The organism is Pseudomonas sp. GW821-FHT01C01 (assembly GCF_059422645.1).
On the sequence record NZ_JBWKXF010000008.1, the window covers coordinates 91,492 to 116,192 of the forward strand.

Genomic DNA, 24,701 nt, shown 5'->3' on the forward strand with positions numbered 1-24,701 from the left:
TGATCAGTCCGCGCTTGGCAGGCTGTTCTGCTCGGCCAGGGTCTTGTCGTTACTGATGGCAATGTGTGCGCCGTTATCCAGTTTGAGCTGGCCGGCGGTCACCACTTTCTCGCCGCTCTGCACGCCTTTGGTGATCATCACTTGCCCGTCGCGGCGTTCGCCGGTTTCGACAAAACGCCGTTCGGCGATCAGCACCGGCAGGCCCTTGTCATCCTTTTCCGGGCTGCCGTCTTCGGCCTTCTTTGGTACGGCCACATACACCGAGTTGCCGTAGAGCGTGTAGGTAATCGCGCTTTCCGGCACCACGATGCGCGGCTGCGGGTCGGGCAGGAGCACCTGGAGGCTGGCGAACATGCCGGGCATCAACTTGCCATCGGGGTTGGCCAGGGTGGCGCGGACCTGCACGTTACGGGTGCTGTTCTCGACTTTAGGGTTGATTGCACTGATGGTGCCGGGGTACTCCTGGGCCGGATACGCCGCGACAATGACCTGCACTGGCTGGCCGAGAGCAATCTTCGGCACCGACTGCTCGGGCACAAAAAAGTCGACATACAGGCTGCTGAGGTCTTGCAGGGTGGCGATCATGGTGCCGCTGGCAAGATAGTCGCCAACGTCGACCTGACGAATGCCGATGGTCCCGCTGAAGGGCGCGACGATGCTTTTTTTGCCGAGCGCAGCCTTGAGTTGATTGACCGTGGCCTTGCTCTTTTTCAGCACCGCCGAAAGTCGGTCGAACTCGCCTTTGGAAATGGCCTGGCTGCCGACCAGTTGGCTACCGCGACCGTAATCGAGCTGTGCCAGGCCGAGGTCGGCCAGAGCAGTTTCCAGCAGGGCACTTTCTACGGCGCTGTCGAGGCGCAGGAGTGGTTGACCGGCCTTGACCTTTTGCCCTGACTCGAACTGCAAATCGATGACGGTGCCATCTGTCTCCAGGCTCAGGTCCACGCCTTGCAATGCCTTGAGCGTGCCAACGGTAGGCAGGCGGGCTTGCCATGGGCGCTCGGTGGCAGTGGCCACGGCAACGCTGATGGCCGGTCTGGGTGCCGAGTAACCTTGAACCATCGTATAGATAGAGAAGGCTTTGTACGCGGCCAGGACCAGCACAATCAGTAGAACAACACCCAACATGATCAGCATGCGGCGACGCAGCATATTCCAGTTCCTTGGAGAAAATCAGGTGAGACAGTGGGGCACATTACCGGGAGTGTAGAGGGTAATCCAACTGCCGTTTTTACAGGTTGTGAGGTATTAGAGAGGTGAAAGCCGGAAAAGATTCGCCGCCTTGGGCCGTGCCTGCGGGGTGTATGTCATCCCGATGCAGGCGCGGCCCAAGGCGGCGATCTTTTCAATGATTTACGCCATCAGATGCAGATGGTTGTCCCAGAGCCCAGCGGGTAGCTCCAGCGGTTTTGCAACGAGGTTTGTCTGGCGGCAGTCGTAGTAGCGACAGCGCCCCTGACCCGAGGTCACGACAAAACCATCGGCCACGGCGCCGACCCCGGCGCAATCGGGCAAGGGGGCATCCAGGCGTACTTCACCGCTGTCCAGGTCCCAGATGAAAAAGCGGTTGCCCCGCGGTGCAGTCAACGCCACCAGACGCAAATCGCTGTGTACCGCGACGCTGGCGGTGTAATGCCCCATCGCCTGCAACTGGTGCTCGGGCACCGGGAACGCGACGAAAGGCTGACCGGGACGCTTGATCGCCAAAAGCTCCGACGACTCGTGGGCCGCGCCCATGAATTGCTGGCTGGCGACAATGGTGCCGTCGCTGGCGATGGCGAGGTGGCGCACGCTGTTCATCTGCTGGGCGAGGGTTTCCTTGCTCAGCAGGGTGCCGTCACGTTGCATCAGGACCAGGCTCGGCTCCATGGCGTTGAGGTTCATTTCGACCCGGCTTTCGGCCTCGGTGCGAATCCCGCCGTTGGCCACCACCAGGGTTTCGCCATCGGGCATCCACGACACCTGGTGCGGACCGAGGCCGTGGGTGGAAATCTCACCGCTGTGCACCAGCCGTCCGCCTTCGAATTTATACACGCCGAGCAGGCCGCGACCCGGATCGGTAGTGTCGTTTTCGGTGGCATACAGCCAGTCGCCGCTGTGGTGAATGACCGCGTGACCGTAGAAGTGTCGGTTCGGCTGTGACACCACGGTTTGCAGGAGCGCGCCGTCGCGTAGGTCGATCAGGTAGCTCTCGGTCCCGGGGCGGCGGGCGACAAACAGCGCAATCGGCAGTGTCGGGTGGTTGATGATGTCGTGGCAGCGCTGGCCGACCCGGGTGGCGAACACCTGGGTGCCATCCAGCCGATATCCGACGGCGTAATGCTGGCCATCGGTATCGTCCCGTGCCGAAAGCAACAATGGACTCCTGTCCTTTTGCTTGAACAGCTTCCAGCCGCCCAGCGTCACTGCACCCAGCAACAAACCACCTAATGTCAGAGCCTGGCGTCGCAGCATGGAGCTCGCCCTCATCAGTCACCGTCGTTGGCGTTGAAGCCCAGTTGGATGCCCAGCGCCTTGGCCAGGTCAGCCTCGTGCAGACGATGTACAACGTTGAGGCTTTCGTACAGGTCGTTGAGCTGCTGGCGGCCGGCGTCGTCACCGAGCATTTCGGTCAGCGAGCGCTGGTTGCCGGCGAACAGTTTCAGCGAGGCGGCGTAGGCGGTATCGATCTTGTCGGCCAACGGTTTCTGATCGCTCGGCAACAGGCTGCGCAGGCCTTTGTTATCTACACCTTCCCAGACCGTTTTGGCGGCCGCGAGGCTGGCTTCGAGGCTGGTCAGGGACGACTGGCTACGCCATGCATCGGCCTGGAACGGTTGCGGCACGCCCTTGCTCTGGCGGCCCATCGGCGTGCCGAGTTTTTTCTTCAGGGTGTCGATGGCCGTGACTTGCACGCGCAGCAGATCGGCGATCGCTTCGTGGGAGTCGGCGTAGCGCTGGTTCGGGAATTTGCTCATTTGCGCGAGCATGCCGTCGGTGTTGTTCCAGGTTTGCAGAATGTCTTCGGCCAATTGCTTCTGGCGTTCACCGATGGCGACCAACAGTGGGCAGTACTTGGCCTTCTGTTCAGCGTTGGCCACGTCAGGCTTGCTGTCGAACAGAATGTATTCGTAGGCCGAGAGGCCCTGCACCACGACGCTGGACTTGGCCAGTGCGGCGGCATCGATTTGCGGCTGGGCGGTGACCAGTTGCTCGACCTGACGGCCCACCAGGTTTTTCTTGTCCGGCCAGAACTGCACTTGCCACGAACGGTTGCCTTCAGCCAACGGCCCGATCAGCAAGGGTTGCAGTTCGGCCCAGGCTTTTTGCGCGTGGAGGAAATCGGCACGGGCGGTTTCCAGGGTTTCCTTGCCTTCGCAGTAGGCGAGGGCGCTGACCGCCAATTGACGGTCGGCTTCAACCCAGCGGGTGTAGGTCGGCAGGATCACCGACTTGGCAATGGCCGCCGACGTGACCGCTTGCGGGTCCTGGGGCGAGCAGGCGCCCAGGGCGAGGGCGGCAAGGCTGGTGAACAACAATTTGGGACGGAACATGTCGGGCTCCCGCGAGTGGAATGCGTATTAAAGAGAATTCAGGAACGCCAGCAACGCAGCGCGTTGCTCGGCATTGAAAGACAAAACCTGTTGCTGCGCCGCTGTCGCCTCGCCGCCATGCCAGAGCACGGCTTCGAGCAGGTTGCGGGCGCGGCCGTCGTGCAGGAACTGGGTGTGGCCGCTGACCGCCTGTGTCAGGCCGATGCCCCACAACGGCGGGGTTCGCCATTCGCGACCACTGGCCTGGAACTCGGTACGGTTGTCGGCCAGGCCGTCGCCCATGTCATGCAACAGCAGATCGCTGTACGGGCGAATCACTTGATTGGCCAGTTCAGGTTCGGCAGCGTTGGCGGCGGTGGTGTATTTCGGTGTGTGACAGGACTGGCAGCCGGCCTGATAAAACAGGTTTTTGCCTGCGAGCACTTCAGGGGCGTTAACGTCACGACGGGCCGGTACGGCAAGGTTGCGGCTGTAGAACAGCACCAGGCGCAGAATGTTGTCGCTGACTTCCGGCTCGCCATTCGGGCCGTTGCCACTCGGTGCCTGTTTGCAGGCCGTTTGCGCGTCCGTGCAGTCATCAAAGGGTTTCAGGCTGGTCGTGAGGCCCATATCACCCGAAAACGCGTGAACATTTTGCTGATTGAGGTTCGGTTGTCCGGCTTTCCAGCCAAATCTTCCCAGCACTGTCTTTTGTTGGGCGTCGTCCCACACCTGGTTCGGGCGTCCGGCGATGCCGTTGTTCGCCTTGGCCTGTGCCTCGGCGTTGGCCAGGATCGCCTCGTCGGGGATCGCTTCGAGCAGGCCCAGGCCAATCATTGGCGGCGCTACACGCGCCGAGAAACGGGTGTCGGGGTGCATCGGGCCGTAGCCCAGTTGGGTGATGTTCAGGCTCGGTTTGCGCAGCTCGATTTCAGTACCGTCCTTGAAGCGAATCGGCACGGGGGTGTAATCGACCCGCACTTTGCCTTCGGGGGCCACACCGGGTACGGCCATGTCCTGGAACTGACCGCCGTAGACGGGCTCCGGCACCACGCCGAGCTGCTCGATGACCTTGGCATACGCCGGGGCGTCGGGAATCGACAGGCGCACCAACATCGACACGGCATTTACGTCGTTGGGCGCTGGCGGGTGGCCGCGACCGTCCTTGATGTGGCAGCCCTGGCAGGCATTGGTGTTGAACAGCGGGCCGAGGCCATCGCGAGCGGTCGTCGTCGATGGGGCAATCACCCAAGGGCTGCGGAAGAAACTGTTGCCGACGCTGAAATCCACGCGTCGTGACGGCGGCAGATTCGCCGAGGGCATGGAAAACGCGTTCTGATCAGTCTTGCGCACCGTCGCACTGCCGCCGGAGCGGGCTTCACCGGGTTCGGCCCGGGTGAATTTCGGGGCGTCATCGCAGGCACTCAGGCCCAGGGCCAGAAACAGTGCGGACAAGCGAAGAGGCAGCGGGGGCATCAGACATCCTGCAAGACGAGCAAAACAAGGGCGCAAAGTCTAACAGGGGATGGGAATTTGAATAAGAGGAATTATCGTTTGCTTGATGTCGGGCAGGTTATTCGGATCACACTGAACCCTGTGGGAGCGGGCTTGCTCGCGAAGGCGGTGGATCAGTCCCCATGGATGTTGCCTGACACGGCGCTTTCGCGAGCAAGCCCGCTCCCACATTGATGGTGCTCGGCTCGACAAAAAAGGCGACCCGAAGGTCGCCTTTTTCACTCAGCCAGCGTTGATCAGAATTCGTGATCAGCGTTGTCCGGGTTCAGGTCGTTGATACCCAGTTTGCCAGCGGCGGCTTCGATCGAACCGGTCTGCTTGACCAGGGAAGCGATGGCGTCACGGACGATCTGGTTGCCTGCGGTGTTGCCGGCGGCGATCAACTGGTCGTAGTGCTCACCCTTGTTGGCGTGGTCGACCATGACTTGAAGCTTGGCTTCGGTAGCGGCCAGGTCGTTTTTCAGCGCGGTGTCGGCAGCCGGGTCGGCCTTGGCCACCAGGGACGACAGGCTGGCGCCGGTCATTTTGCTGCCATCAACGCGGGTGTATTCGCCCAGGTAAACGTTACGAATGCCCTTGGCATCGTAGAAGTGCGAGTTGTGGGTGTTGTCGCTGAAGCAATCCTGTTCGTCTTCCGGGGAGTTGGCTTCCAGGGAAACCTTCATGCGCTCGCCCGCCAGTTCGCCCAGGGACAGGCTGCCCATGCCGAACAGCATTTTGCGCAGGCCGGACTCAGCCGGTTCCGCTTCCAGGGTGGCGCGGTAGTTGTCGGCCACGTTCGGCTTCCAGTTGCCGACCATTTCTTCCAGATCGCTGACCAGCAGCTGAGTCACGGACTTCAGGTAAGTACGACGACGATCGTTGTGACCGCCGGTAGCGCCTTTGCCTTCCAGGTAGTCCGAAGCCGGACGGTTGCCGGCGCCAGGGCCGGTACCGTTCAGGTCCTGGCCCCAGAGCAGGAATTCGATGGCGTGGTAGCCGGTGGCGACGTTGGCCTCGGAACCGCCCAGCTCGTTCAGGCTGGCGAGTTTTTCCGGGGTGATGTCTTTGACATCGACCTTGTCTTCGCCGATCTGCACTTCAGTGTTGGCGATGATGTTGGCAGTGGCACCCGGGTTGCCCAGGGCGTGCTCGTAGGATTTGTCGACGTAGTCGATCAGGCCTTCGTCCAGCGGCCAGGAGTTCAGCTGACCTTCCCAGTCGTCAATGATGGTGTTGCCGAAGCGGAACACTTCGCTCTGCAGGTAAGGCACGCGAGCGGCGACCCAGGCAGCCTTGGCGGCTTTCAGGGTGTCGGCGTTCGGCTTGGCGAGGAAGGCGTCTACGGCGGTTTGCAGGGTCTTCGCGGTGGATTCGGCATCGCTGTAAACGGCGAAAACCATGTCGGCGTAATGGGCGACAACGGCTTTGGCGGCGGCTTCGTCGACTTTACCGGCAGCGGCAGGCGCAGCGGCTGGAGCCGCCGCAGTGCTGGCAGCTGGCGCAGGCGCGGCAGCTTTTTCTTGGTCTTTACCTTCGCCGCAACCGGCGAGGGAAATAGCGATGGCCAACAGACTGGCGGTAGCCAGAGGCATACGAATCATGGCGAACATCCTGCTTCGATAAGGGGTGGAGTCGTGCAATGCACACGCAAAACTGCGACATAATGCAAATCTTTCGCATTATGTGTAAAGGGTTGTACCTGGAAATATTTCTTATTCACTGTAGGAGCGAGCTTGCTCGCGATGGACGTGAACGATGACGCGTTTATTCTGAATGAGCGTGTTGCTCTCAGGATCATCGCGAGCGAGCTCGCTCCTACAGGGGGGGTTACAAAATAGCCGCGTTACTGCGTTGGGCCTGCTTCAGGTATAGGCCCAGTTCCCGCGCCGGCAATGGCTTGCTGTAGTGATAACCCTGACCTTCGTGGCAGCCTTCGGAAATGATGTAGGCCTCCTGCTCGGCGGTTTCCACACCTTCGGCAATCACCTGCATGCCCAGGCTCTTGCCCAGCTGGATGATGGCGCGAACGATGGTCGCATCGTCGTCGTCATCGAGCAGGTCCTGGACGAAACTCTTGTCGATCTTGATCTTGTCCAGCGGCAGGCTCTTCAGATAGCTCAAGGACGAATAGCCGGTTCCGAAGTCGTCGATGGCGATCAGCGCGCCGGAGCGGCGCAGGCTGAGCAAGTGCTGGGCCGCGGTGCTGATGTCTTCCATCAGGCCGGTTTCGGTGACTTCCAGCTCCAGGCTGCGCGGCGGCAGGCGGTACATTTGCAGCAGGTTGTTGACCACCCGTGGCAGTTCGGCGTGGTGCAATTGAACCGTGGACAGGTTCACCGCCATGCGCAGGTCACTGAAGCCCTGGTCATGCCACTCGCGTAATTGTTTGCAGGCCTGGTCCAGCACCCACTCGCCGATGGCGATGATGGTGCCGTTCTGTTCGGCCAGCGGGATGAACAGGTCCGGTGGCACCATGCCGTGCTCGGGGTGTTGCCAGCGAATCAGGGCTTCGACGCCCACCACGCGGTTGTCGCGATAGCTGATCTGCGGCTGGTAGACGAGGTAGAACTGATTGCGGACCAGCGCATCGCGCAGGTCTTTTTCCAGTTCGCGGCGGCGGCGCATTTCGGTGTCGACGCTGGCGATATAGAACTGATAGCGGTTGCGCGAGCGGGTCTTGGCCAGCGTCATGGTCTGTTCGGCCTTTTGCAGCAATTTCTCCGTGCTGTCACCGTCCTCGGGAAACAGGGTGATGCCGATGGTGGCGCGCAGGCGGATCTCCTGATGGTCGAGGGCAAACGCCGCTTCCAGATCATCGAGAATGCTTTGCGCCAGCTCGGCGGCTTCGTAGGGCTGCTCGATATCGGCCTGGACCAGGGCGAACTGGTCGCCACCGAGACGGGCGAGGGCGCCGAGGCGACCGCTATGGCCGCGCAGGCGATCGGCCAGCGCCAGCAGCAACTGGTCGCCGGTCTGGTAGCTGAACTGCTCGTTGATGCCCTTGAAGTCATCGAGGCCGACACACAACACCGCGACCCGGCGCTGCAACTTGCCGGCGTCGATGAGGATCTTGTCCAGTTGGTGCTGCAATTGCTGGCGGTTCGGCAGCCCCGTCAGGAAATCGTACTGGGACATGCGCAACAGGCTGTTTTCCGCTTCGTGGCGCAGATGGGTATTGCGTTCGATGGATTCGAGCAACTGGTTGGCGGTGTTGATCCAGATGCCCAGTTCGTTTTTTTCGTGCCCCTTGAGCAGCGGAATCTTGTGCTCGCTGGGACGATCCGGATTGATCTCCGTGAGGTGCTCGATGATCCGCGACAGCGGCTTGGTCAGCAGCCAGTGATAGACCAGATACAACACCAGCCCCATGGCGAGCGCGCGCAGTACGCCGGAAATGAAGATGATCACCGAGCTGACAATGAACCCCTGGCCGTAAGTGGCGGTATCGAGGGTGATGCTCAGGTCGCCGTAATACTCGCTGTACGGCCCGCGACCGACCAGTTGGGTGGTGAAGGTGCGTTCCTTGCCAAGAATCAGGTCGGTCAGCCAGCGACTGTGGGAGTGCTGTAACTCGCGGGATTTTTGCGCGAGCATGGCTTCGTTGGGATGGCCGATGGAAGCCTGGCGCACGGCGTCGTCCTGAAACAGGCCTTCGATCACTTGCATGCCCATTTCCCGGTCCAGGCTATAGACAGCCTGGGTCGAGGGGTCGCGAAACATGTCGAGGATGCGCTCGGCATCGCTGGCGACGGCCTGGCGTGTTTTATAGGCATCGAAAACAATCTGCGCGCAGCTCAAGACCACGCCGACGATCAATGCCGACAGGAGTACGACCCGGAGCAACTTCACCGACAAGCTGTTCTTGAGTTCCAGCTTCAAAGGGTTATTCCTTGTTCCGTGCGGGTAGCATCAAGTTGCCATGAGTATTGGCAATCCCGTGATGGCAGTCAAAGGGACAATCATCCTTGAGGGATTTTGCCTTTAGCTTGGCCGATTTGCAGTTGTCTTGACGAGTTAGCCTATTAGCACTGTGTCGGTTGTCGAGTCCTTCAACTTGAGGGGCGGGGGTGGAGATATTTTCCTTTTGTTTGATGTTAGTCGTCCGGGGCGTTGGGGCAAGGGGGGCAAGACTTGTTTCATCGTGAGAAATTGTTCTGGGGTGCTCGCTCAGGCGGCCTGATAGCCGACCTGACTTTTGTTGACTGAGTACATATCCGTTGCTGCGGTAACGGCGGCTTATGGTTTCGCCCTTACGGCGAGTCCCTTTGGCAAACGCCCCAAAGGAACCAAAGGTCTCGCCCCTTGCGTCCGGCCCCTCGCTGAGGCTCGGGGTTCCTTCGCTCCGGCATTCATCCGGGGGCATCGCCTCCGGTCGGCTTCGCTTCGACCTCCTCTCGATGTGTTCGGCTTCGCCGAACGGCGCTGCGCGCCCCCCCCCCCCGGATGAACGCCTCCACTCAGCCTCCCGAGGGGGCGGGTGGATCAAGATCAAGAGCTGCAGGCGAGCTAACGCTCGGCCTGATGAATGGTGAAGAGCGGAGGTGTACGCCGATCTGCTCCTGCTCTTCGTAGGAGCTGGCTTGCCAGCGAAGGCGACCTGCCAGCCGACCAATTTCTTGCAGATGGCCCCGATCCCTGTGGGAGCTGGCTTGCCTGCGAAGGCGGCCTGACAACCGACCAATCTCCCACGCCTCTAAGCTGATCGTTCCCACGCTCCCGCGTGGGAATGCCGCCAAGGACGCTCCGCGTTCCGCTTTTACATGTTTAAACACATGCGGAAACACCAGAAGTTTCCCACGCAGTTTTCAGGTTGCCCGTCAGAAGCGGACTCAATAGCCTTTGACTGTCGCTGAAAACTCAGCGATCGGGTGTGAGAACCCGGCAAGTCATAGTCATCCAGTGCCAGTATCCGCATAATTGCCGCCAGCTAATCCGCTGTCTGTAAATGCGTTATGGCGGCTGTGTGCGGGCAGACTTTTGTCTGGCCGGGTGCCTATGACCGGTTTTCTCACCTCGCACATAGCTGCCACCTCTTTGCCGTGTGAGAACGGCAATGGGTGGCACCCACCGCATAGGAATATTTCAGTGGATAAGTTAATCCCCGATCCCCCCAGCAGCACCACCAAACCCTACAGCCCCTGCACCATGTTCATGATCGTTCCCGACATGGACACTGAAAGCCTTCTTGCCCACGCCTGTGAATCACTGGCTTCAGCCAACGTCATGGCGAGTGATTTCGCCACCTTCCTGACCGGCCCTCAGCGCAACACGGCGTTGGCCATTGCGCAGATCATCATGCTGGCGGAACTGGCGGTGAATCGTGCGTTGGATAACGTCGATCCGCAGGGATAGGTATTCAGTCAGGTTGACCGCGTCATCGTTCTTCGCGAGCAAGCCCGCTCCCACATTTGATCTGTATACGACACGATCCAGTGTGGGAGCGGGCTTGCTCGCGAAGACGGCCGGATAATCGACACGTTTTTCATTGATGTGGCCACTTTTCGGACTTTCCCGAACTCAAAAAAAAACCCGGCATAAGCCGGGTTTTTTTGACTGGCGTCGAGCTTAAGCGGTGAAGGTTTTGCCTTCGAACTGCTCAGCCACGAATTTCCAGTTGACCAGGTTCCAGAACGCTTCGACGTACTTCGGACGCAGGTTGCGATAGTCGATGTAGTAAGCGTGTTCCCAGACATCGCAGGTCAGCAGCGGGGTGTCGCCGTTGGTCAGCGGGTTGCCGGCGCCGATGGTGCTGGCCAGGGCCAGGGAACCGTCAGCCTTCTTCACCAGCCAGCCCCAACCGGAACCGAAGGTGCCGATGGAAGTCTTGCTGAACTCTTCCTTGAACTTGTCGAACGAACCGAACGCTGCGTTGATGGCTTCAGCCAGTGCGCCGGTTGGTTGACCGCCAGCGTTTGGCGCCAGGCAGTTCCAGTAGAAAGTGTGGTTCCAGACCTGAGCGGCGTTGTTGAAGATACCGCCCGAGGAAGTCTTGACGATTTCTTCCAGGGTCTTGCCTGCGAACTCGGTGCCTGGCACCAGGTTGTTCAGGTTCACGACGTAGGTGTTGTGGTGCTTGTCGTGGTGGTATTCCAGGGTTTCCTTGGAAATGTGCGGCTGCAGGGCATCGTGTGCGTACGGCAGCGGCGGCAATTCGAAAGCCATGATGATTCTCCTAATCAGGTCAGTTGCGGTGAGCGCAAGGCCGATCACGGGCGGCCAGACAAGCGCCGGGGAGTTTGTACTCTTTGCGGCGCAGGGAGACGGATCATAGCACCGGGGGGGCGGCATAACCACGCAACAACTGTGTGGAATAGAGGTTCCGCGAATCAGATGGCTGCGATCAACTGGAACGCTACGGCAAACATCATCACTGCCACCAAAAGATCGAGAATTCGCCAGGTACTGGGGCGGGCGAGCCACGGTGCCAGCCATGCCGCACCGAGCGCCAGGGTGAAGAACCACAGCAGCGAGGCACTGGCCGCGCCTACTACATAAGCGCCGGGCTCGGTTTGTTGTGCGCCGAGGGAGCCGATCAGTAAAACGGTGTCCAGATAGACGTGCGGGTTGAGCAGCGTCACCGCCAATGCGCTGAGCATGACCGCCCTCAGTGAGCGCACGGTCTGGTTTTCGCCCTCTTGCAGGCTCTGTGTCGAAAAGGCCCGACGCAGCGCCTGGCTGCCGTACCACAACAGAAACGCTGCGCCGCCCCAGCGGGCAATCGCCAACAGCGTCGGATTTTGAGCCAGTACGGTCGCCAGGCCGAACACCCCGGCGGCCACCAACAGGGCATCGCATGCCACGCACAGCGCCGCCACCGGCAGGTGATGCTCACGCCGCAGGCTTTGCGCCAGGACAAACGCATTCTGGGTCCCGATCGCCATGATCAGGCCGAAGGCCACCAACAGGCCGTTGACATAACTTTGCCACATGATTTTTTACTCCGCGTTGGCTGCCAGATCCCGCAGCACTTGCAGGGCTCGGTCGGCGTCGGTCTGGCCGACAAACAAATGGTCGTGGTAGTAGCCGGCAATCACGTTGCAGCTGATGCCTGCCTGACCAAGTGCCGTGGCGAACGCGGCGGTCAGGCCGACCGCTTCGAGGGCTGAATGCACATTCAAAGTGATCCAGGCGGCGATGTAGTCGAAGCTGAATCCGGCCTTTTCGGCGTGGGAGCGTTCGAGAATCACGGTCAGGCCTTCCTGTTCGCGGAAGCTGCCGACAATCTCCAGATCCGAGGGCAACCTGCCGTCGCGCAGGGTGCAGAACACGTATTCGCCGGCGTTGAGTTGCGGGCTCATGCTGCGCAGCAGCGTTGCCAATGAAGTTTCGCCAGCCATGTGGGGGATCCTTGTTCAAGAGTTCTTGCTGGTCATTGTCCTTGTGAAGGCTGTATAAGAAAAACCAATCTTGCTGATCGCTCATTAGGAAAACTGATGTTCGACTATAAATTGCTTTCTGCCCTGGCGGCCGTGGTCGAACAGGCCGGTTTTGAACGGGCGGCCCAGGTGCTGGGCTTGTCGCAATCGGCGATTTCCCAGCGCATCAAGCTGCTGGAAGCGCGGGTTGGCCAGCCGGTGCTGGTGCGGGCCACGCCGCCAACGCCGACGGAAATCGGTCGGCGGCTGCTCAACCATGTGCAACAGGTGCGCTTGCTTGAACGGGATTTGCAAAGCCTGGTGCCTGCGCTGGATGAAGAGGGCCTGCCCGAACGCCTGCGGATCGCGCTGAACGCCGACAGCCTGGCCACGTGGTGGGCGCAGGCCGTGGGGGCGTTTTGCGCGGAACAACATCTGTTGATGGATCTGGTGGTCGAAGACCAGACCGTCGGCCTCAAGCGCATGCGCGCCGGCGAGGTGGCGGCTTGCGTCTGTGCCAGCGAGCGTCCGGTGGCAGGGGCGCGCAGCGTGTTGCTGGGGGCCATGCGTTACCGTGCACTGGCCAGCCCGGCCTTTATTGCCAGGCATTTTCCGCAAGGTGTACGCGCCGATCAGTTGGCCCGTACCCCGGCGCTGGTGTTTGGCCCGGACGATTTCCTGCAGCATCGATATCTTGCGTCCCTCGGCGTCGAGGGTGGTTTCGAACACCATTTATGCCCGTCGTCGGAAGGCTTTATTCGATTGACCGAAGCCGGTTTGGGCTGGGGCCTGGTTCCGGAATTGCAGGTTCGTGAACAGCTGGAACGCGGTGTTTTGCTGGAGCTTTTGCCAGATAAACCCATCGACGTGCCGCTGTACTGGCATCATTGGCGCAATGGCGGCCAGTTGCTGGGTCTGCTCACCGATCAATTGGTACGCGCATCGAAGCAATGGCTGGTGCCCTGGGAGCAGCCTTAAGCGTCAAGCTGCAAGCTGCAAGTGAAGCGCTTGCGGACCGTTTTTAACTTGCAGCTTGCAGCTTGAAGCTCGCGGCTGCATTTGTTGGAGCAATTCATGAAGATTCTGGTTACCGGCGCAAGCGGCTTCATCGGCGGGCGCTTTGCGCGCTTTGCCCTGGAGCAGGGCCTGGACGTGCGGGTCAACGGTCGCCGGGCCGAGAGTGTGGAGCATCTGGTACGCCGCGGAGCCGAGTTCATCCAGGGTGACTTGAGCGACCCGGAACTGGCGCGCGAACTGTGTTCGGACGTCGAGGCCGTGGTGCATTGCGCCGGTGCCGTCGGTCTATGGGGACGTTATCAGGACTTCCATCAGGGCAACGTCCAGGTCACCGAGAACGTGGTCGAAGCCTGCCTGAAGCAACGGGTTCGGCGGCTGGTGCATTTGTCGTCGCCGTCGATCTACTTCGATGGTCGCGATCACCTGGACCTGACCGAAGAGCAGGTGCCCAAGCGCTTCAAACACCCTTACGCCGCCACCAAGTACCTGGCCGAGCAAAAGGTCTTCGGTGCCCAGGAGTTCGGCCTCGAAACCCTGGCCCTGCGCCCGCGTTTTGTCACCGGGGCGGGCGACATGAGTATCTTCCCGCGCCTGTTGAACATGCAGCGCAAGGGGCGCCTGGCAATCATCGGCAACGGTCTGAATAAAGTTGACTTCACCAGCGTGCAAAACCTTAACGAGGCATTGCTCAGCAGTTTGCTGGCCAGCGGTTCTGCGCTGGGCAAGGTTTACAACATCAGCAACGGCACGCCGGTTCCCTTGTGGGACGTGGTCAATTACGTCATGCGCAACATGGAAGTCCCACAGGTAACCCGTTACCGTTCCTACGGCCTGGCCTACAGCGTGGCGGCGCTCAACGAGGGTGTGTGCAAGTTGTGGCCGGGGCGACCCGAACCGACGCTGTCGCGTCTGGGCATGCAGGTCATGAACAAAAATTTCACCCTGGACATCAGCCGCGCCCGGCATTATCTGGATTACGATCCCAAGGTCAGCCTCTGGACGGCGCTCGATGAATTCTGTGGCTGGTGGAAGGCCCAGGCTAATCGCTGACGCTCGAACAACGACCCCTGACTGAACCGGAAACGGGGCTTCGGGGTCAATGGTTGCGGCTGTGGGGTTTATACTGCGCGGCATAAAGCCATTATGTGATTCACTAAGGTTGATTCAATGTCCATGCGAAACGATGCCAACGACGACTTCGACGATGTACCGAGCTTGCGTGCAGACGTTCTCGACGACGATTTTCCGCCCACCGCCCGCACGGTCGTGCATTCGCGCACGGCGCCGGTGGTGAAGGTCAAGGCGGCGAGTACCGGCCCCCTGTGGGCGTTGGTCGGGGCGCTGATCATTGCGTTCGCGGTCCTTGCCTGGTGGAGCTTTCAGCAGATTTCCCTGATGGAGCAGCAATTGGTGGCGACCCAGGAAAGTTTCGCGCGAATCAGTGAGGAAGCGGCGGGGCGCTTGCAGGATATTTCCGGAAAGGTTGTTGCCAGTCAGACCAACGTCACCACTGACAGCGAGGCCTTGAAGCTGCAAATCCGCCAGCTGGAAAGTAAACTCCAGGATCAGAGCGCCCAGCAGCAAGGTGTTGCCGGCCAGACCTCGGACCTGGACAAGCGCCTGGCACAAATGACCGCGCAAACCACCGAACTGGACAAACGCCTGTCGCAACTGGCCGCCCAGGACACTGAACATCAGGCAGCCAATACGCAGTTGCAGGCTCAGGTCAAAACCTTGAGCGGTGAATTGGCCGCCCTGAAAAGTGCTCCGTCCGACGCCGAAAAACTCGATGCACAGCTGAAAAGCCTGGGCGCCGATATCGTCGCGCTGAAGAAGCAAGGCAATCCGAGCGCGGCCATCGAGCGTCTCGAGCAAGACATGATCGTGCTCAAGAGCCAGCAGGACAACCGTCCGGCCGCCGCACAGGGCTCGACCAACACCGCCGAGTTCGATGCATTCCGCAGCCAGGTCACCCGCAACATCAATACCCTTCAGGCGCAGATCCAGAACCTGCAGCAGCAACTGCGCGCCCGGCAGTAAAACGAGCACTTGTGGCGAGGGAGCTTGCTCCCGCTCGGCTGCGCAGCAGTCGTAAATCGGGCACCGCGGTTTACCTGTGCAACCGCGGCGAATGGATTGGGGGCGGCTGCGCCACCCAGCGGGAGCAAGCTCCCTCGCCACACAAGCCCATCGCACCACAGCACTCAGCGTTTTCCTGAATACCCATCATCCCCCCATTGCCGTCTACGCTCTTGAAACACCATCAGGAACGAGGGATGCGCAATGGGGGTTCTGCATAGGTTCGCCTTGCTGTGCGGCATTTTTTTGTTGTGCCTGGGCCAGGTGCAGGCCGCCGGGACGGAAAAGGACGACAGCAAGGCGGCCATCGCCCTGCTGGAAAAAGCCTTGGCCTACTACCACCAGAACGGCGACAAGGCCTTTGCGGCGTTCAGCCGCCAGGGTGAGTTTGTCGACAAGGACCGTTATGTCTTCGTGCTCGACACCAAGGGCGTAATGCTTGCCAGCGGCGGGCCGTCGTCGGCGCTGATTGGTCGGGACGTCTCGGAAGTGCTTGGGCCGGACTTGCAGAAAAACTTCAAGGACGCCCTGAAAGTGCCGGAAGGCAATGGCATTCAGCAGGCGGAATATCGCTGGCAGAACTGGAACGACGGCAAGGTCGAGCGCAAGCATGTCTATTACCAGCGTATTGGCCAGCGAATTCTGGCGGTCGGTTATTACCTGCCGCGAGCCTCCGCTAAACAGGCCATGGCCTTGCTGAATAAAGCGGCAACCGATCTGGCCAAGGACGAAAAGGGCACCCTGACGGCAATCAATTCCCTCAAGGGCGGCTACCTGCAGGATGACCTGTATGTGTTTGTCGTCGATCTGGACACCCAGCGTTACGTGGCCCACGGCACCAATTTGCGGCTGATCAATACCGACTTCAGCAAGATCGAAGGCCCGGAAGGCAAGCCGGTGGGCGAGCCGATTCTGGCGTTGATGGCCCAGCAGGATGATGGCGAATACGAATACCGCTGGAAAAACCCGGTGACCGGTAAGGTCGAGAACAAACATGCCTACCTGAAAAAGGTCGGGCATTTTCTGGTGGCTGTGGGGTATTACAGCCCTTGAATGGTAGTGACTGTCAGATCGCCTTCGCGAGCAAGCCCGCTCCCACATTAGACCGAGTTCTTCATCAGCACGCGGTCAACTGTGGGAGCGGGCTTGCTCGCGAATACAGGCAACGCGGTCTACCTATCGAACCTTGTCCTCACGCCCGCGCAACAACATGTTCGGCATGGCAATCGCCGCCGCCAGCCCCAGCAACGACACCACCGCACTGACCATCAACAAGTTCCGGAACGTCAGCAACAGCTCAGCGCGCAAGGCGTTCTGAGCGTCACCCGGTGCGGCGTTCAAGCCGTCCAGCAACACATTCCCTGAACTGCCCTCGGCGATCAGCGACGAGCCGGCCAGGTGCGCGAAGCTTGAATCCTGCAACAGCGCCAGCAGCAGCGCCGACATCAATGCGACGCCGACCGCACCTCCCAGCGAACGGAACAGATTGGTGGTGCTGGTGGCCACGCCGATGTCCCGCTGCTCCACCGAGTTCTGCGTGCCCACCAACGATGTCGGGAACTGCATGCCCGAGGAAATCCCGCAGAGCAACATGAACAGGCTGCTCACGATGAAGGCCTGCGGAGGGCTGAACGCCATGCCAAGAATCGCAATGGGCATCAGCGCGGCACCGGTGAGGATCATCGGTTTGTAGCGTCCGGTCACGGAGGTGCGGCGGCCAGCGAAATACGCGCCAATCGGCAAACCCATGGCCAGCGGCAGCAGGTGCAGGGCGGCGCTGTCGGCACCGGCACCGGTCACGCTCTGGAAGCGCAATGGCATCAACACAATCAGCGAGATGGCCTGGAAACTGGTGAAGAAAATCGTGCACCAGCACAGGATCGCATTACGGTTGGCGAACAAATGCATGGGCAGCAATGGCTCCCGTGCCCGCCGCTCGTGGGCGACGAACAGCCCCAACACGAGTACCGCACAAGCCAGCAGCGCCAGCACTTCGGCACTACGCCACGAATGGCCCTGACCGATCTGCGTGATACCCAGCAACAACGCCGTCAACCCGATGATCATCAGCACGGTGCCCAGGTAATCGATGATCGGTTTGCGTTGCGGAATTGGCAGCCCCACCAGCGTGCGATAGGCCACCAGCCAGGCACCGAGGCCCAGCGGCAGGTTGATCAAAAATACCCAGCGCCACGACAGATACTCGGTCATGTAGCCGCCGAGCACCGGGCCGGCCACGCTGGCCACGGCATACATGCTGCTGAAATAGCCCTGATAACGACCGCGTTCCCGTGGCGGCACGATGTCACCGATGATCGCCTGGCTCACCGAGATCATCCCGCCGGCCCCAATGCCCTGGAGGATCCGCGCCAGTACCAGTTGCTCCATGCTTTGGGCCATGCCGCAGAACACCGACGCCAGGGTGAACAGGCCCATGCCGAACAGCATCAGTTTGCGCCGTCCGTACAAGTCGCCCAGTTTGCCGTAGATCGGCACCGCCACGGTCATGGCCACCATATAGCCGGAAATCACCCAGGCCAGCAGGCTGACGTCCTTGAACTGCGCGGAAATGGCCGGCATCGAGACGGCGACGATGGTCTGGTCCAGTGCCCCGAGAAAGATCGCCAGCATCAGTGCGATCAGCACGCTGCGAATGGCCGGTTTGGTTGTTTCAGGCTGGTGGAGATTGGTCACGGGAAAACCTGTGGGCAATGATTGACCCGCAAGCAGCAAGGCGAGCAGGAATGCTCGCCAGTGTAAGTCGATAGCAGGCTATTCGATAGCCTCATAAGGAAGGCCGACGTAGTTTTCTGCAATGGTTTTTCGACCCGCCTCGGAGTCGATGAAATACTCCAGCTCCGACTCGGCAATGCGCTGGCTGAACGCATCGTGCTCCTCGAAACGGTGCAGCATCGAGGTCATCCACCAGGAAAACCGCTCGGCCTTCCACACCCGGCGCAGGCAGATTTCCGAGTATTTCTCCAGCAAATCAAGGCGATCTTCACGGTAGACCTTGAGCAAAATGTTGAACAGCGTACTCACATCGCTAGCCGCCAGGTTCAGGCCCTTGGCGCCGGTGGGCGGGACGATGTGCGCGGCGTCGCCGACCAGGAACAGGCGGCCGTATTGCATCGGTTCGACCACGAAACTGCGCAGCGGCGCGATGCTTTTTTCGATGGACGGGCCGGTGACCAGTTTGTCCGCCAGCGCTTGCGGCAATCGCGACTTGAGTTCGTCCCAGAAGCGTTGATCCGACCAGTTGTCGACATGATCGCTGGTGGGCACTTGCAGGTAATAACGGGTACGCGTCGGCGAGCGCATGCTGCACAACGCAAAACCACGCTCGTGGCGGGCGTAGACCAGTTCATCGTGAACCGGCGGGGTATCGGCCAGAATCCCGAGCCAGCCGAATGGATAGATCCGTTCGAAGATTTTCAGGCTTTCGGCGGGAATTGATTGCCGCGCCACCCCATGGAAGCCGTCGCAACCGGCGATGTAGTCGCAATCGAGGCGCCAGGTCTCGCCATCCTTCTCAAAAGTGACAAACGCTTCATCGGTTTTCAGGCCGTGGGGGACGACGTTGTCGGCTTGATAAATCGTCTGCGCGCCGGCCTCCCGACGAGCGGCCATCAGGTCGCGGGTGACCTCGGTCTGGCCGTAGATCATCACCGTTTTGCCACCCGTCAGGGCATGTAGATCGATGTGTACCCGGCGCCCGTCGAGAGCCAGTTCGAAGCCGCCATGGACCAGTCCCTCGGCGTCCATGCGCTGACTCACGCCGGCCTGGCGCAACAGCTCTACCATGCCTTGTTCAAGCACACCGGCGCGGATTCGGCCGAGTACATAGTCCGGGGTCTGACGTTCTAGAATGAGGGTGTCGATGCCGGCGTTGTGCAGCAATTGGCCGAGCAACAAGCCTGAAGGGCCGGCACCAATGATGGCGACCTGGGTTTTCAGCGTTTTCATTGTTTTTATGACTCGCAAGCTTCACGCGACCAGGGCCGGTGAATGATTTTTATGGATCGAGTGCTTGCATTTTTCACTTGCGGGTCTGTCAATTGAAGGTGAAAACTGAGCGGATAGCTGTACATTCTGCCAATCGGTGCGATTATCGCCCGTCATCTATTCCGAGGCCTGGATTGAAGTGATGAACAAGCCTGACCTGCCTTCGATTCCGGTGTTCAAGCTCTACGGTGAAAGCCTGGATTGGCCGACCCCGGACTTGCTGCACTGTGAAACCATTTCCAAACGCAGTCGCGAACATCATTGGGAAATCAAACCCCACCGCCACGCGGATTTGTGCCAGTTGCTCTTCGTATACAAAGGTCAGGCAGAGCTTGAAATCGAAGGCAAACGTACGCAACTGGTTGAACCGGCGATCCAGATCCTGCCACCGCTGTCGGTGCACGGCTTTCGTTTTTCCGAGGATGTGGAAGGGTTTGTCGTGACCCTGGCCGCGCCACTGATCGCCCACTTGCAGATGCAGTTGGGGCAATCGGTCAATGCCCTGGCCCAGGCCGAAAGTTACCCGGCAGCCAAGGATGCCGAGTACCTCAACAGCCTGTTCAGTGCCTTGCAGAACGAATACAACAGCCATGAACCGGCGCGGGAAATGCTCATGCATTCGCTGGTCAGTGTGATCGTGGTGTGGGTCAGCCGCCAGGTGATCCAGCGTCGCACCGCCATGGCGCGACCGCAGCGAGCCCGGGAATACCTCAACGGCTTTATTCAACTGGTGGAAGAGACCTATCGCCAGCACGTCAAGGTCGAGGACCTGGCGCACCGGCTGGGGATTTCCGTGTCCCACCTCAACGGCACCTGCCGCGAGCTGGCGGGGCAACCGGCGTTGCAGATCATGCACGAACGGCAATTGCTGGAGGCCAAGCGTTTGCTGACCTACACCAGCATGACCATTTATGAAATGTCCGACGTGTTGGGGTTTTCCGATCCGACCAACTTCACGCGCCTGTTTCGACGTCGTGTGGGGATTTCGCCCAAGGCGTTTCGCGACCGCTTGAAGGCCGATCAGGACAACGAAGCCTGACCCCCTTCGTTACCGGAGGGCGTTGAGGGTTGCGTTGTGGGGAATGCAGCGCTCGAAGTTGCAGCTCGCGTATTCACGGGGCAGGTTGCGCAGTTGCTCGACGCGCCAGGCGGCAGCGCCATACAACCCGAGCGTGACCGCGCAGGTGATGAAGATCGCGAGGTATCTTCTTGTTTTGATGTTCATGGCGTTGACCTCTGAACGAATACCTTTCGGTATTACTTTGAGCATAGGTCAGCGCTGGTGTGTTGCCAGCCATCACACGGTATTCAGTCCACTGATGACTGCCCCTTGTGGGAGCGGGCTTGCTCGCGAAAGCGGCATTTCATGCGCAAGATTTGCATCGGATGTACCGACCTCTTCGCGAGCAAACCCGCTCCCACAGTTTGATCGGGTTACAGGCCGATATCCCATTCCGGTTCTTGCGGAAATCTCACCACCAGAAAATCCAGCAGGCTACGCAACGCGGCCGGCATGTGCTTGCGCGAGGCATACACCGCATACACGTTCATTTGCCGGGGTTCGGCTGCCGGCAGCAGGCGAATCAACTCGCCGCTGTGAATGTGCACGCCGGCCTGGTAGGTGGGCAGCATCGCCACGCCGGCACCGGCAATCGTTGCGCGCAACAGCGTGCTGGCCTCGTTGGCGCTGATGTTGCCCTGCACCGGTACTGAAACCTGTTCGCCATCCTGCTCGAAATGCCAGAGGCTTTTGCCGAAGTAGGAATGGGTCAGGCAATTGTGCAGGCTCAGGTCCTCGACCCGTTGCGGCGCCGGGTGCTCGCGCAAGTAAGCGGGGGAAGCGCAGATCACCGAGCGACAAACCGTCAGGCGGCGGGCGATCAGGTTCGGGTCCAGGTCGTTGCTGGTGCGGATCGCCAGGTCGATGCGCTCATCCACCAGGTTCACGGTGCGGTCGAGCATCTGCATGTCGATGCTGACGCCGGGGTAACGTTTGACGTAAGCGGCCATGGCATCGGCCAGTTGCGCCTGGCCGAACGAGGTGCTGACGCTGATCCGCAGCAGGCCACGCGGTGCTTCGTCCGGTTCGCTGACGGCAGCTTGCATGTCGCTGGACAAGTCGAGCATTTGCCGGCAGCGCGGCAGGATCTCGTTACCGGCGGCGGTCAGGCTCAATTTGCGTGTGGTGCGATGCATCAGGCGTGCGCCAACCCAGTCTTCCAGTTCCGCCAGATACCGCGACACCACCGGCCGTGACAGCTCCAGATGATCGGCAGCGGCCGACTGGCTGCCTAGGTCGACGACCGTGACGAACACGCGCATTGCTTGAAGACGATCCATGATTTGCCCGCTTTCAGAAACAAACTATGTTCAAGCATCGCATTTTTTGTACCGAGTCAGGCAACTAAGCTCTGTTCCCATGTAGGAGCGAGCTTGCTCGCGATGGTCGTTAACGATGACGCGTGCTGACTGAATGAACGCAGCGCTCTGGAGTCCTTCGCTGGCAAGCCAGCTCCTACGCAGTCAACGGCCAAGCACGGCATTCGGACAACGGAGCAACAGATGATCGGTTTCACCACCCTCAAGCGCGTATTACTGGCAAGCGCCGCCCTCGGTTTCGCCGCCCATGCAGCCGCCTCGACCTTGACGCTGGATGTCTACAATCCCGGCGAAAAAGCCATCTTCCCGGTGACCTCGGTGCTGGTCAGCGGCGAAAAAGAAGCGATCCTGGTGGATGCGCAATTCGGCAAGTCCCAGGCCGAACAGGTGGTGGAAAAAATCCGCGCCAGCGGCAAGCAACTGACCACCATCTACATCAGCCACGGTGACCCGGATTACTACTTCGGCCTCGACACCCTGACGGCCGCCTTCCCCAAGGCCAGGGTCCTCGCTTCGCAGCCGACGGTTAACCACATCAAGCAAACCGTCGACGGCAAACTGGCGTTCTGGGGCCCGAAAATGGGTGCCGATGTACCGGCCAAAACCATCGTGCCGGACGTGCTCAAGGGCGACAGCCTGATCCTCGAAGGGCAGAAGTTGCAGGTGGTCGGTCTTGAGGGGCCGCAGCCGGATCGCAGCTTTGTGTGGATTCCGTCGATCAAGGCGGTGGTCGGCGGTGTCGTGGTGGCAAAAAACATCCACGTCTGGATGGCCGACACGCAAACGCCGCAGTCCCATGCCGATTGGCTGACTACGCTGCATTCCATTGAAACCCTGAAGCCGCAGACCGTGGTGCCGGGTCATTACCTCGGCGACGGCAGCCATTCCCTCGCCGCGGTGCAGTTCACAGCCGATTACATCAAGGCTTTCGACGAGGAAACCGCCAAGGCCAAGGACTCTGCTGAACTGATTACGGCAATGAAAAAACGCTTCCCGACCCTGGGTGACGAAAGCTCCCTGGAGCTGAGCGCCAAAGTCGCCAAGGGCGAGATGAAGTGGGGTGAATGAATTTAAGGGGTAATGGGGATTCCTGTGGCGAGGGAGCTTGCTCCCGCTGGAGTGCGAAGCGCTCCCCTGCATTTTTCAGCTATATCGCATGAACCGGATTTACGACTGCTTCGCAGCCGAGCGGGAGCAAGCTCCCTCGCCACAAAAGGCTGCGCTGCTTTTCAAATTTGTCATCCACTGGAGAACGTCATGAGCAAAATCGCAATCATCGGTGCCACCGGTCGCGCCGGTAGCCAACTGCTGGAAGAAGCCCTGCGTCGCGGTCACAGCGTTACTGCGATCGCCCGCAATACGGCGAAAATCGGCCAGCGTGCCGGTGTGGTCAGCAAGAACGTCGACGCCCTCGATGCCGCTGCGCTGCAAGCAGCCGTCAAGGGGCATGACGTGGTGATCAGCGCGGCGCATTTCTCCACGCTACCTGCCAGCGCGGTCGTCGGGCCGGTGAAAGGGGCCGGGGTAAAACGCCTGCTGGTAGTGGGTGGTGCCGGTTCGCTGTTGTTGCCTGACGGAACGCGGGTGATCGACAGCAAAGGATTTCCGGAGGCGTACAAGGCCGAAGCCAGTGCCGGTGCCGAGTTCCTGGGGAGCCTGCGTCAGGAAAAGGAACTGGACTGGACCTTCCTGTCGCCATCGGCCGAATTTGTCGAAGGCGAGCGCACCGGGACATTCCGTATCGGCCAGGATGATTTGCTGGTGAGCAGTGAAGGGCGCAGCTGGATCACGTTTGCCGATTATGCGATTGCGATGCTCGATGAAGTGGAAGCGCCGAAGCATTCAAAACTGCGCTTTACCGTCGGTTACTGATCACCCCCCTGTAGGAGCTGGCTTGCCAGCGAAGGCGGCCTGCCTGACAGACCGCATCGCCTGATTCGCCGGCAAGCCGGCTCCTACAGGGGCTTTTCAGCGGCTCTGCGCCTGCTCCACCAACCAGCCCATCAATTCGCGCAACTTCGGCGAAGGTCCTGGTTTTTCGGGGAACACCAGGTAATACGCCAGTCCCGTTGTCACCTTCAATTCGAATGGCATGACCAGCCGCCCGGCATTCAGGTCATCGCCGATCAGCGACCAATCACCAATCGCGACCCCCGTTCCCTGGGACGCCATCGACATCGCCAGGTCCAGGGTTTCGAAATGCTGGCCCTTGCCGACATTGGTCAAATGCACATCCGCGGCCTTCAACCAGGCTTTCCAGTCGCGCTCGTCGCGGGTCGGGTGCAGCAGCAGGTGTTGTTGCAGATCGGCCGGTATCTGCAGGGGCATGGGGCCTTCGAGCATCGGCCTGGAACACACCGGCGTGAGTTGTTCGTCGAAGAGTTTTTGCGACATCAATGAATTGTCCGGCGGTGCGCCGTACATCACCGCCGCATCGAACTGCTCGAGATGAAAATCCACGCCGTGCTTGACCGTGGTGGTCAGTTCCACCGGCACGTCCGGGCGTTCCTTTTGCCATTGCAACAGACGCGGCAGCAACCAGCGCATGACGCAGGTCGGTGCCTTGAGTTGCAGGGTTTCGCGCTTCTCGCCGATCTGCTCAACCGCTTCGTCGATCAGGCCGAAAATCTGCTGGACCCGTGGCAGCCATTCCCGTCCCTCGGCGGTGAGATCCAGGCCTCGGGCCTGGCGGATGAACAACTCATAACCCAGATGGTCTTCCAGCCCGGCGATCTGCCGACTCACCGCGCCCTGGGTGATGTGCAGCTGTTCGGCGGCCCGGGTGAAATTGCAGCACTGCGCGGTAATCAGAAAAGTGTGCAGCGCCGGCAGGGGAGGCAGTCGTTTCATTGGGATC

Annotated in this window: 22 protein-coding genes; 8 read left to right on the forward strand and 14 right to left on the reverse strand. The window is 60.3% G+C overall.

The window, feature by feature from the left end:
• Window positions 1–3: 3 nt before the first annotated feature.
• The 6 genes from AC07XF_RS08105 to AC07XF_RS08130 form a co-directional block, all read right to left on the reverse strand.
• Entirely contained in the window at window positions 4–1,152 is a 1,149-nt protein-coding gene (locus AC07XF_RS08105; RefSeq protein ID WP_495026083.1) for an efflux RND transporter periplasmic adaptor subunit, read from the reverse strand.
• A 201-nt stretch (window positions 1,153–1,353) separates the two neighbouring features.
• The gene (locus AC07XF_RS08110) at window positions 1,354–2,454 is read right to left on the reverse strand and encodes a DUF1513 domain-containing protein (RefSeq protein ID WP_495026084.1); all 1,101 of its coding nucleotides are present in this window, start codon (window positions 2,452–2,454) and stop codon (window positions 1,354–1,356) included.
• Window positions 2,455–2,468: 14 nt separating this feature from the next.
• On the reverse strand, window positions 2,469–3,533 hold the full coding sequence (locus AC07XF_RS08115) for an imelysin family protein (protein ID WP_495026085.1): 1,065 nt from the start codon (window positions 3,531–3,533) through the stop codon (window positions 2,469–2,471).
• A 27-nt stretch (window positions 3,534–3,560) separates the two neighbouring features.
• A complete protein-coding gene (locus tag AC07XF_RS08120; RefSeq protein ID WP_495026086.1) occupies window positions 3,561–4,988 on the reverse strand; it encodes a di-heme oxidoreductase family protein in 1,428 nt (475 codons plus the stop codon).
• A gap of 275 nt (window positions 4,989–5,263) precedes the next feature.
• A complete protein-coding gene (locus AC07XF_RS08125) occupies window positions 5,264–6,610 on the reverse strand; it encodes an imelysin family protein (RefSeq protein WP_495026087.1) in 1,347 nt (448 codons plus the stop codon).
• 226 nt (window positions 6,611–6,836) lie between these two features.
• Window positions 6,837–8,888: a putative bifunctional diguanylate cyclase/phosphodiesterase gene (locus AC07XF_RS08130; RefSeq protein WP_495026088.1), complete on the reverse strand. Its 2,052-nt coding sequence runs from the start codon at window positions 8,886–8,888 to the stop codon at window positions 6,837–6,839.
• 1,206 nt (window positions 8,889–10,094) lie between these two features.
• On the opposite strand from AC07XF_RS08130, the gene AC07XF_RS08135 reads away from it, so the two are divergent.
• Complete coding sequence (locus AC07XF_RS08135; protein WP_495026089.1) at window positions 10,095–10,361, forward strand: DUF6124 family protein; 267 nt, start codon at window positions 10,095–10,097, stop codon at window positions 10,359–10,361.
• A 213-nt stretch (window positions 10,362–10,574) separates the two neighbouring features.
• On the opposite strand, the gene AC07XF_RS08140 is transcribed toward AC07XF_RS08135, so the two are convergent.
• From AC07XF_RS08140 to AC07XF_RS08150, 3 genes are all read right to left on the reverse strand, one after another.
• Window positions 10,575–11,171 (reverse strand): superoxide dismutase, encoded by a 597-nt coding sequence (locus AC07XF_RS08140; protein WP_495026090.1) that lies wholly within the window; start codon window positions 11,169–11,171, stop codon window positions 10,575–10,577.
• 164 nt (window positions 11,172–11,335) lie between these two features.
• Window positions 11,336–11,938 (reverse strand): LysE/ArgO family amino acid transporter, encoded by a 603-nt coding sequence (locus tag AC07XF_RS08145; protein WP_495026091.1) that lies wholly within the window; start codon window positions 11,936–11,938, stop codon window positions 11,336–11,338.
• Window positions 11,939–11,944: 6 nt separating this feature from the next.
• A complete protein-coding gene (locus AC07XF_RS08150; RefSeq protein WP_495026092.1) occupies window positions 11,945–12,346 on the reverse strand; it encodes an ACT domain-containing protein in 402 nt (133 codons plus the stop codon).
• A 96-nt stretch (window positions 12,347–12,442) separates the two neighbouring features.
• Between AC07XF_RS08150 and AC07XF_RS08155 the strand changes: the two genes are divergently transcribed.
• The 4 genes from AC07XF_RS08155 (at window position 12,443) to AC07XF_RS08170 (ending at window position 16,513) form a co-directional block, all read left to right on the forward strand.
• Window positions 12,443–13,342 (forward strand): LysR family transcriptional regulator ArgP, encoded by a 900-nt coding sequence (locus tag AC07XF_RS08155; protein WP_495026093.1) that lies wholly within the window; start codon window positions 12,443–12,445, stop codon window positions 13,340–13,342.
• Window positions 13,343–13,438: 96 nt separating this feature from the next.
• Window positions 13,439–14,431, forward strand: a complete 993-nt coding sequence (locus AC07XF_RS08160; RefSeq protein ID WP_495026094.1) for an NAD-dependent epimerase/dehydratase family protein — start codon at window positions 13,439–13,441, stop codon at window positions 14,429–14,431.
• 117 nt (window positions 14,432–14,548) lie between these two features.
• Complete coding sequence (locus AC07XF_RS08165) at window positions 14,549–15,421, forward strand: ATPase (RefSeq protein ID WP_495026095.1); 873 nt, start codon at window positions 14,549–14,551, stop codon at window positions 15,419–15,421.
• Between the two features lie 243 nt (window positions 15,422–15,664).
• Entirely contained in the window at window positions 15,665–16,513 is an 849-nt protein-coding gene (locus tag AC07XF_RS08170; protein WP_495026096.1) for a cache domain-containing protein, read from the forward strand.
• Between the two features lie 123 nt (window positions 16,514–16,636).
• Here AC07XF_RS08170 and AC07XF_RS08175 read toward each other — a convergent pair whose 3' ends face one another.
• A complete protein-coding gene (locus tag AC07XF_RS08175) occupies window positions 16,637–18,154 on the reverse strand; it encodes an MDR family MFS transporter (protein ID WP_495026097.1) in 1,518 nt (505 codons plus the stop codon).
• A gap of 78 nt (window positions 18,155–18,232) precedes the next feature.
• Window positions 18,233–19,417, reverse strand: coding sequence for a 4-hydroxybenzoate 3-monooxygenase (gene pobA, locus AC07XF_RS08180; RefSeq protein ID WP_495026150.1), 1,185 nt, complete (start codon window positions 19,415–19,417; stop codon window positions 18,233–18,235).
• A 190-nt stretch (window positions 19,418–19,607) separates the two neighbouring features.
• Between pobA and AC07XF_RS08185 the strand changes: the two genes are divergently transcribed.
• Window positions 19,608–20,504, forward strand: coding sequence for a helix-turn-helix domain-containing protein (locus AC07XF_RS08185; protein WP_495026098.1), 897 nt, complete (start codon window positions 19,608–19,610; stop codon window positions 20,502–20,504).
• 9 nt (window positions 20,505–20,513) lie between these two features.
• On the opposite strand, the gene AC07XF_RS08190 is transcribed toward AC07XF_RS08185, so the two are convergent.
• Together AC07XF_RS08190 and AC07XF_RS08195 are read right to left on the reverse strand one after the other, a co-directional pair.
• Complete coding sequence (locus tag AC07XF_RS08190; RefSeq protein ID WP_162837843.1) at window positions 20,514–20,690, reverse strand: hypothetical protein; 177 nt, start codon at window positions 20,688–20,690, stop codon at window positions 20,514–20,516.
• Between the two features lie 209 nt (window positions 20,691–20,899).
• On the reverse strand, window positions 20,900–21,805 hold the full coding sequence (locus tag AC07XF_RS08195) for a LysR family transcriptional regulator (RefSeq protein WP_495026099.1): 906 nt from the start codon (window positions 21,803–21,805) through the stop codon (window positions 20,900–20,902).
• Window positions 21,806–22,027: 222 nt separating this feature from the next.
• Between AC07XF_RS08195 and AC07XF_RS08200 the strand changes: the two genes are divergently transcribed.
• Window positions 22,028–22,912 (forward strand): MBL fold metallo-hydrolase, encoded by an 885-nt coding sequence (locus AC07XF_RS08200; protein ID WP_495026100.1) that lies wholly within the window; start codon window positions 22,028–22,030, stop codon window positions 22,910–22,912.
• Window positions 22,913–23,101: 189 nt separating this feature from the next.
• Window positions 23,102–23,716: an NAD(P)-dependent oxidoreductase gene (locus AC07XF_RS08205; protein WP_495026101.1), complete on the forward strand. Its 615-nt coding sequence runs from the start codon at window positions 23,102–23,104 to the stop codon at window positions 23,714–23,716.
• Between the two features lie 96 nt (window positions 23,717–23,812).
• On the opposite strand, the gene AC07XF_RS08210 is transcribed toward AC07XF_RS08205, so the two are convergent.
• Entirely contained in the window at window positions 23,813–24,694 is an 882-nt protein-coding gene (locus tag AC07XF_RS08210; RefSeq protein WP_007986091.1) for a LysR substrate-binding domain-containing protein, read from the reverse strand.
• Window positions 24,695–24,701 lie beyond the last annotated feature (7 nt).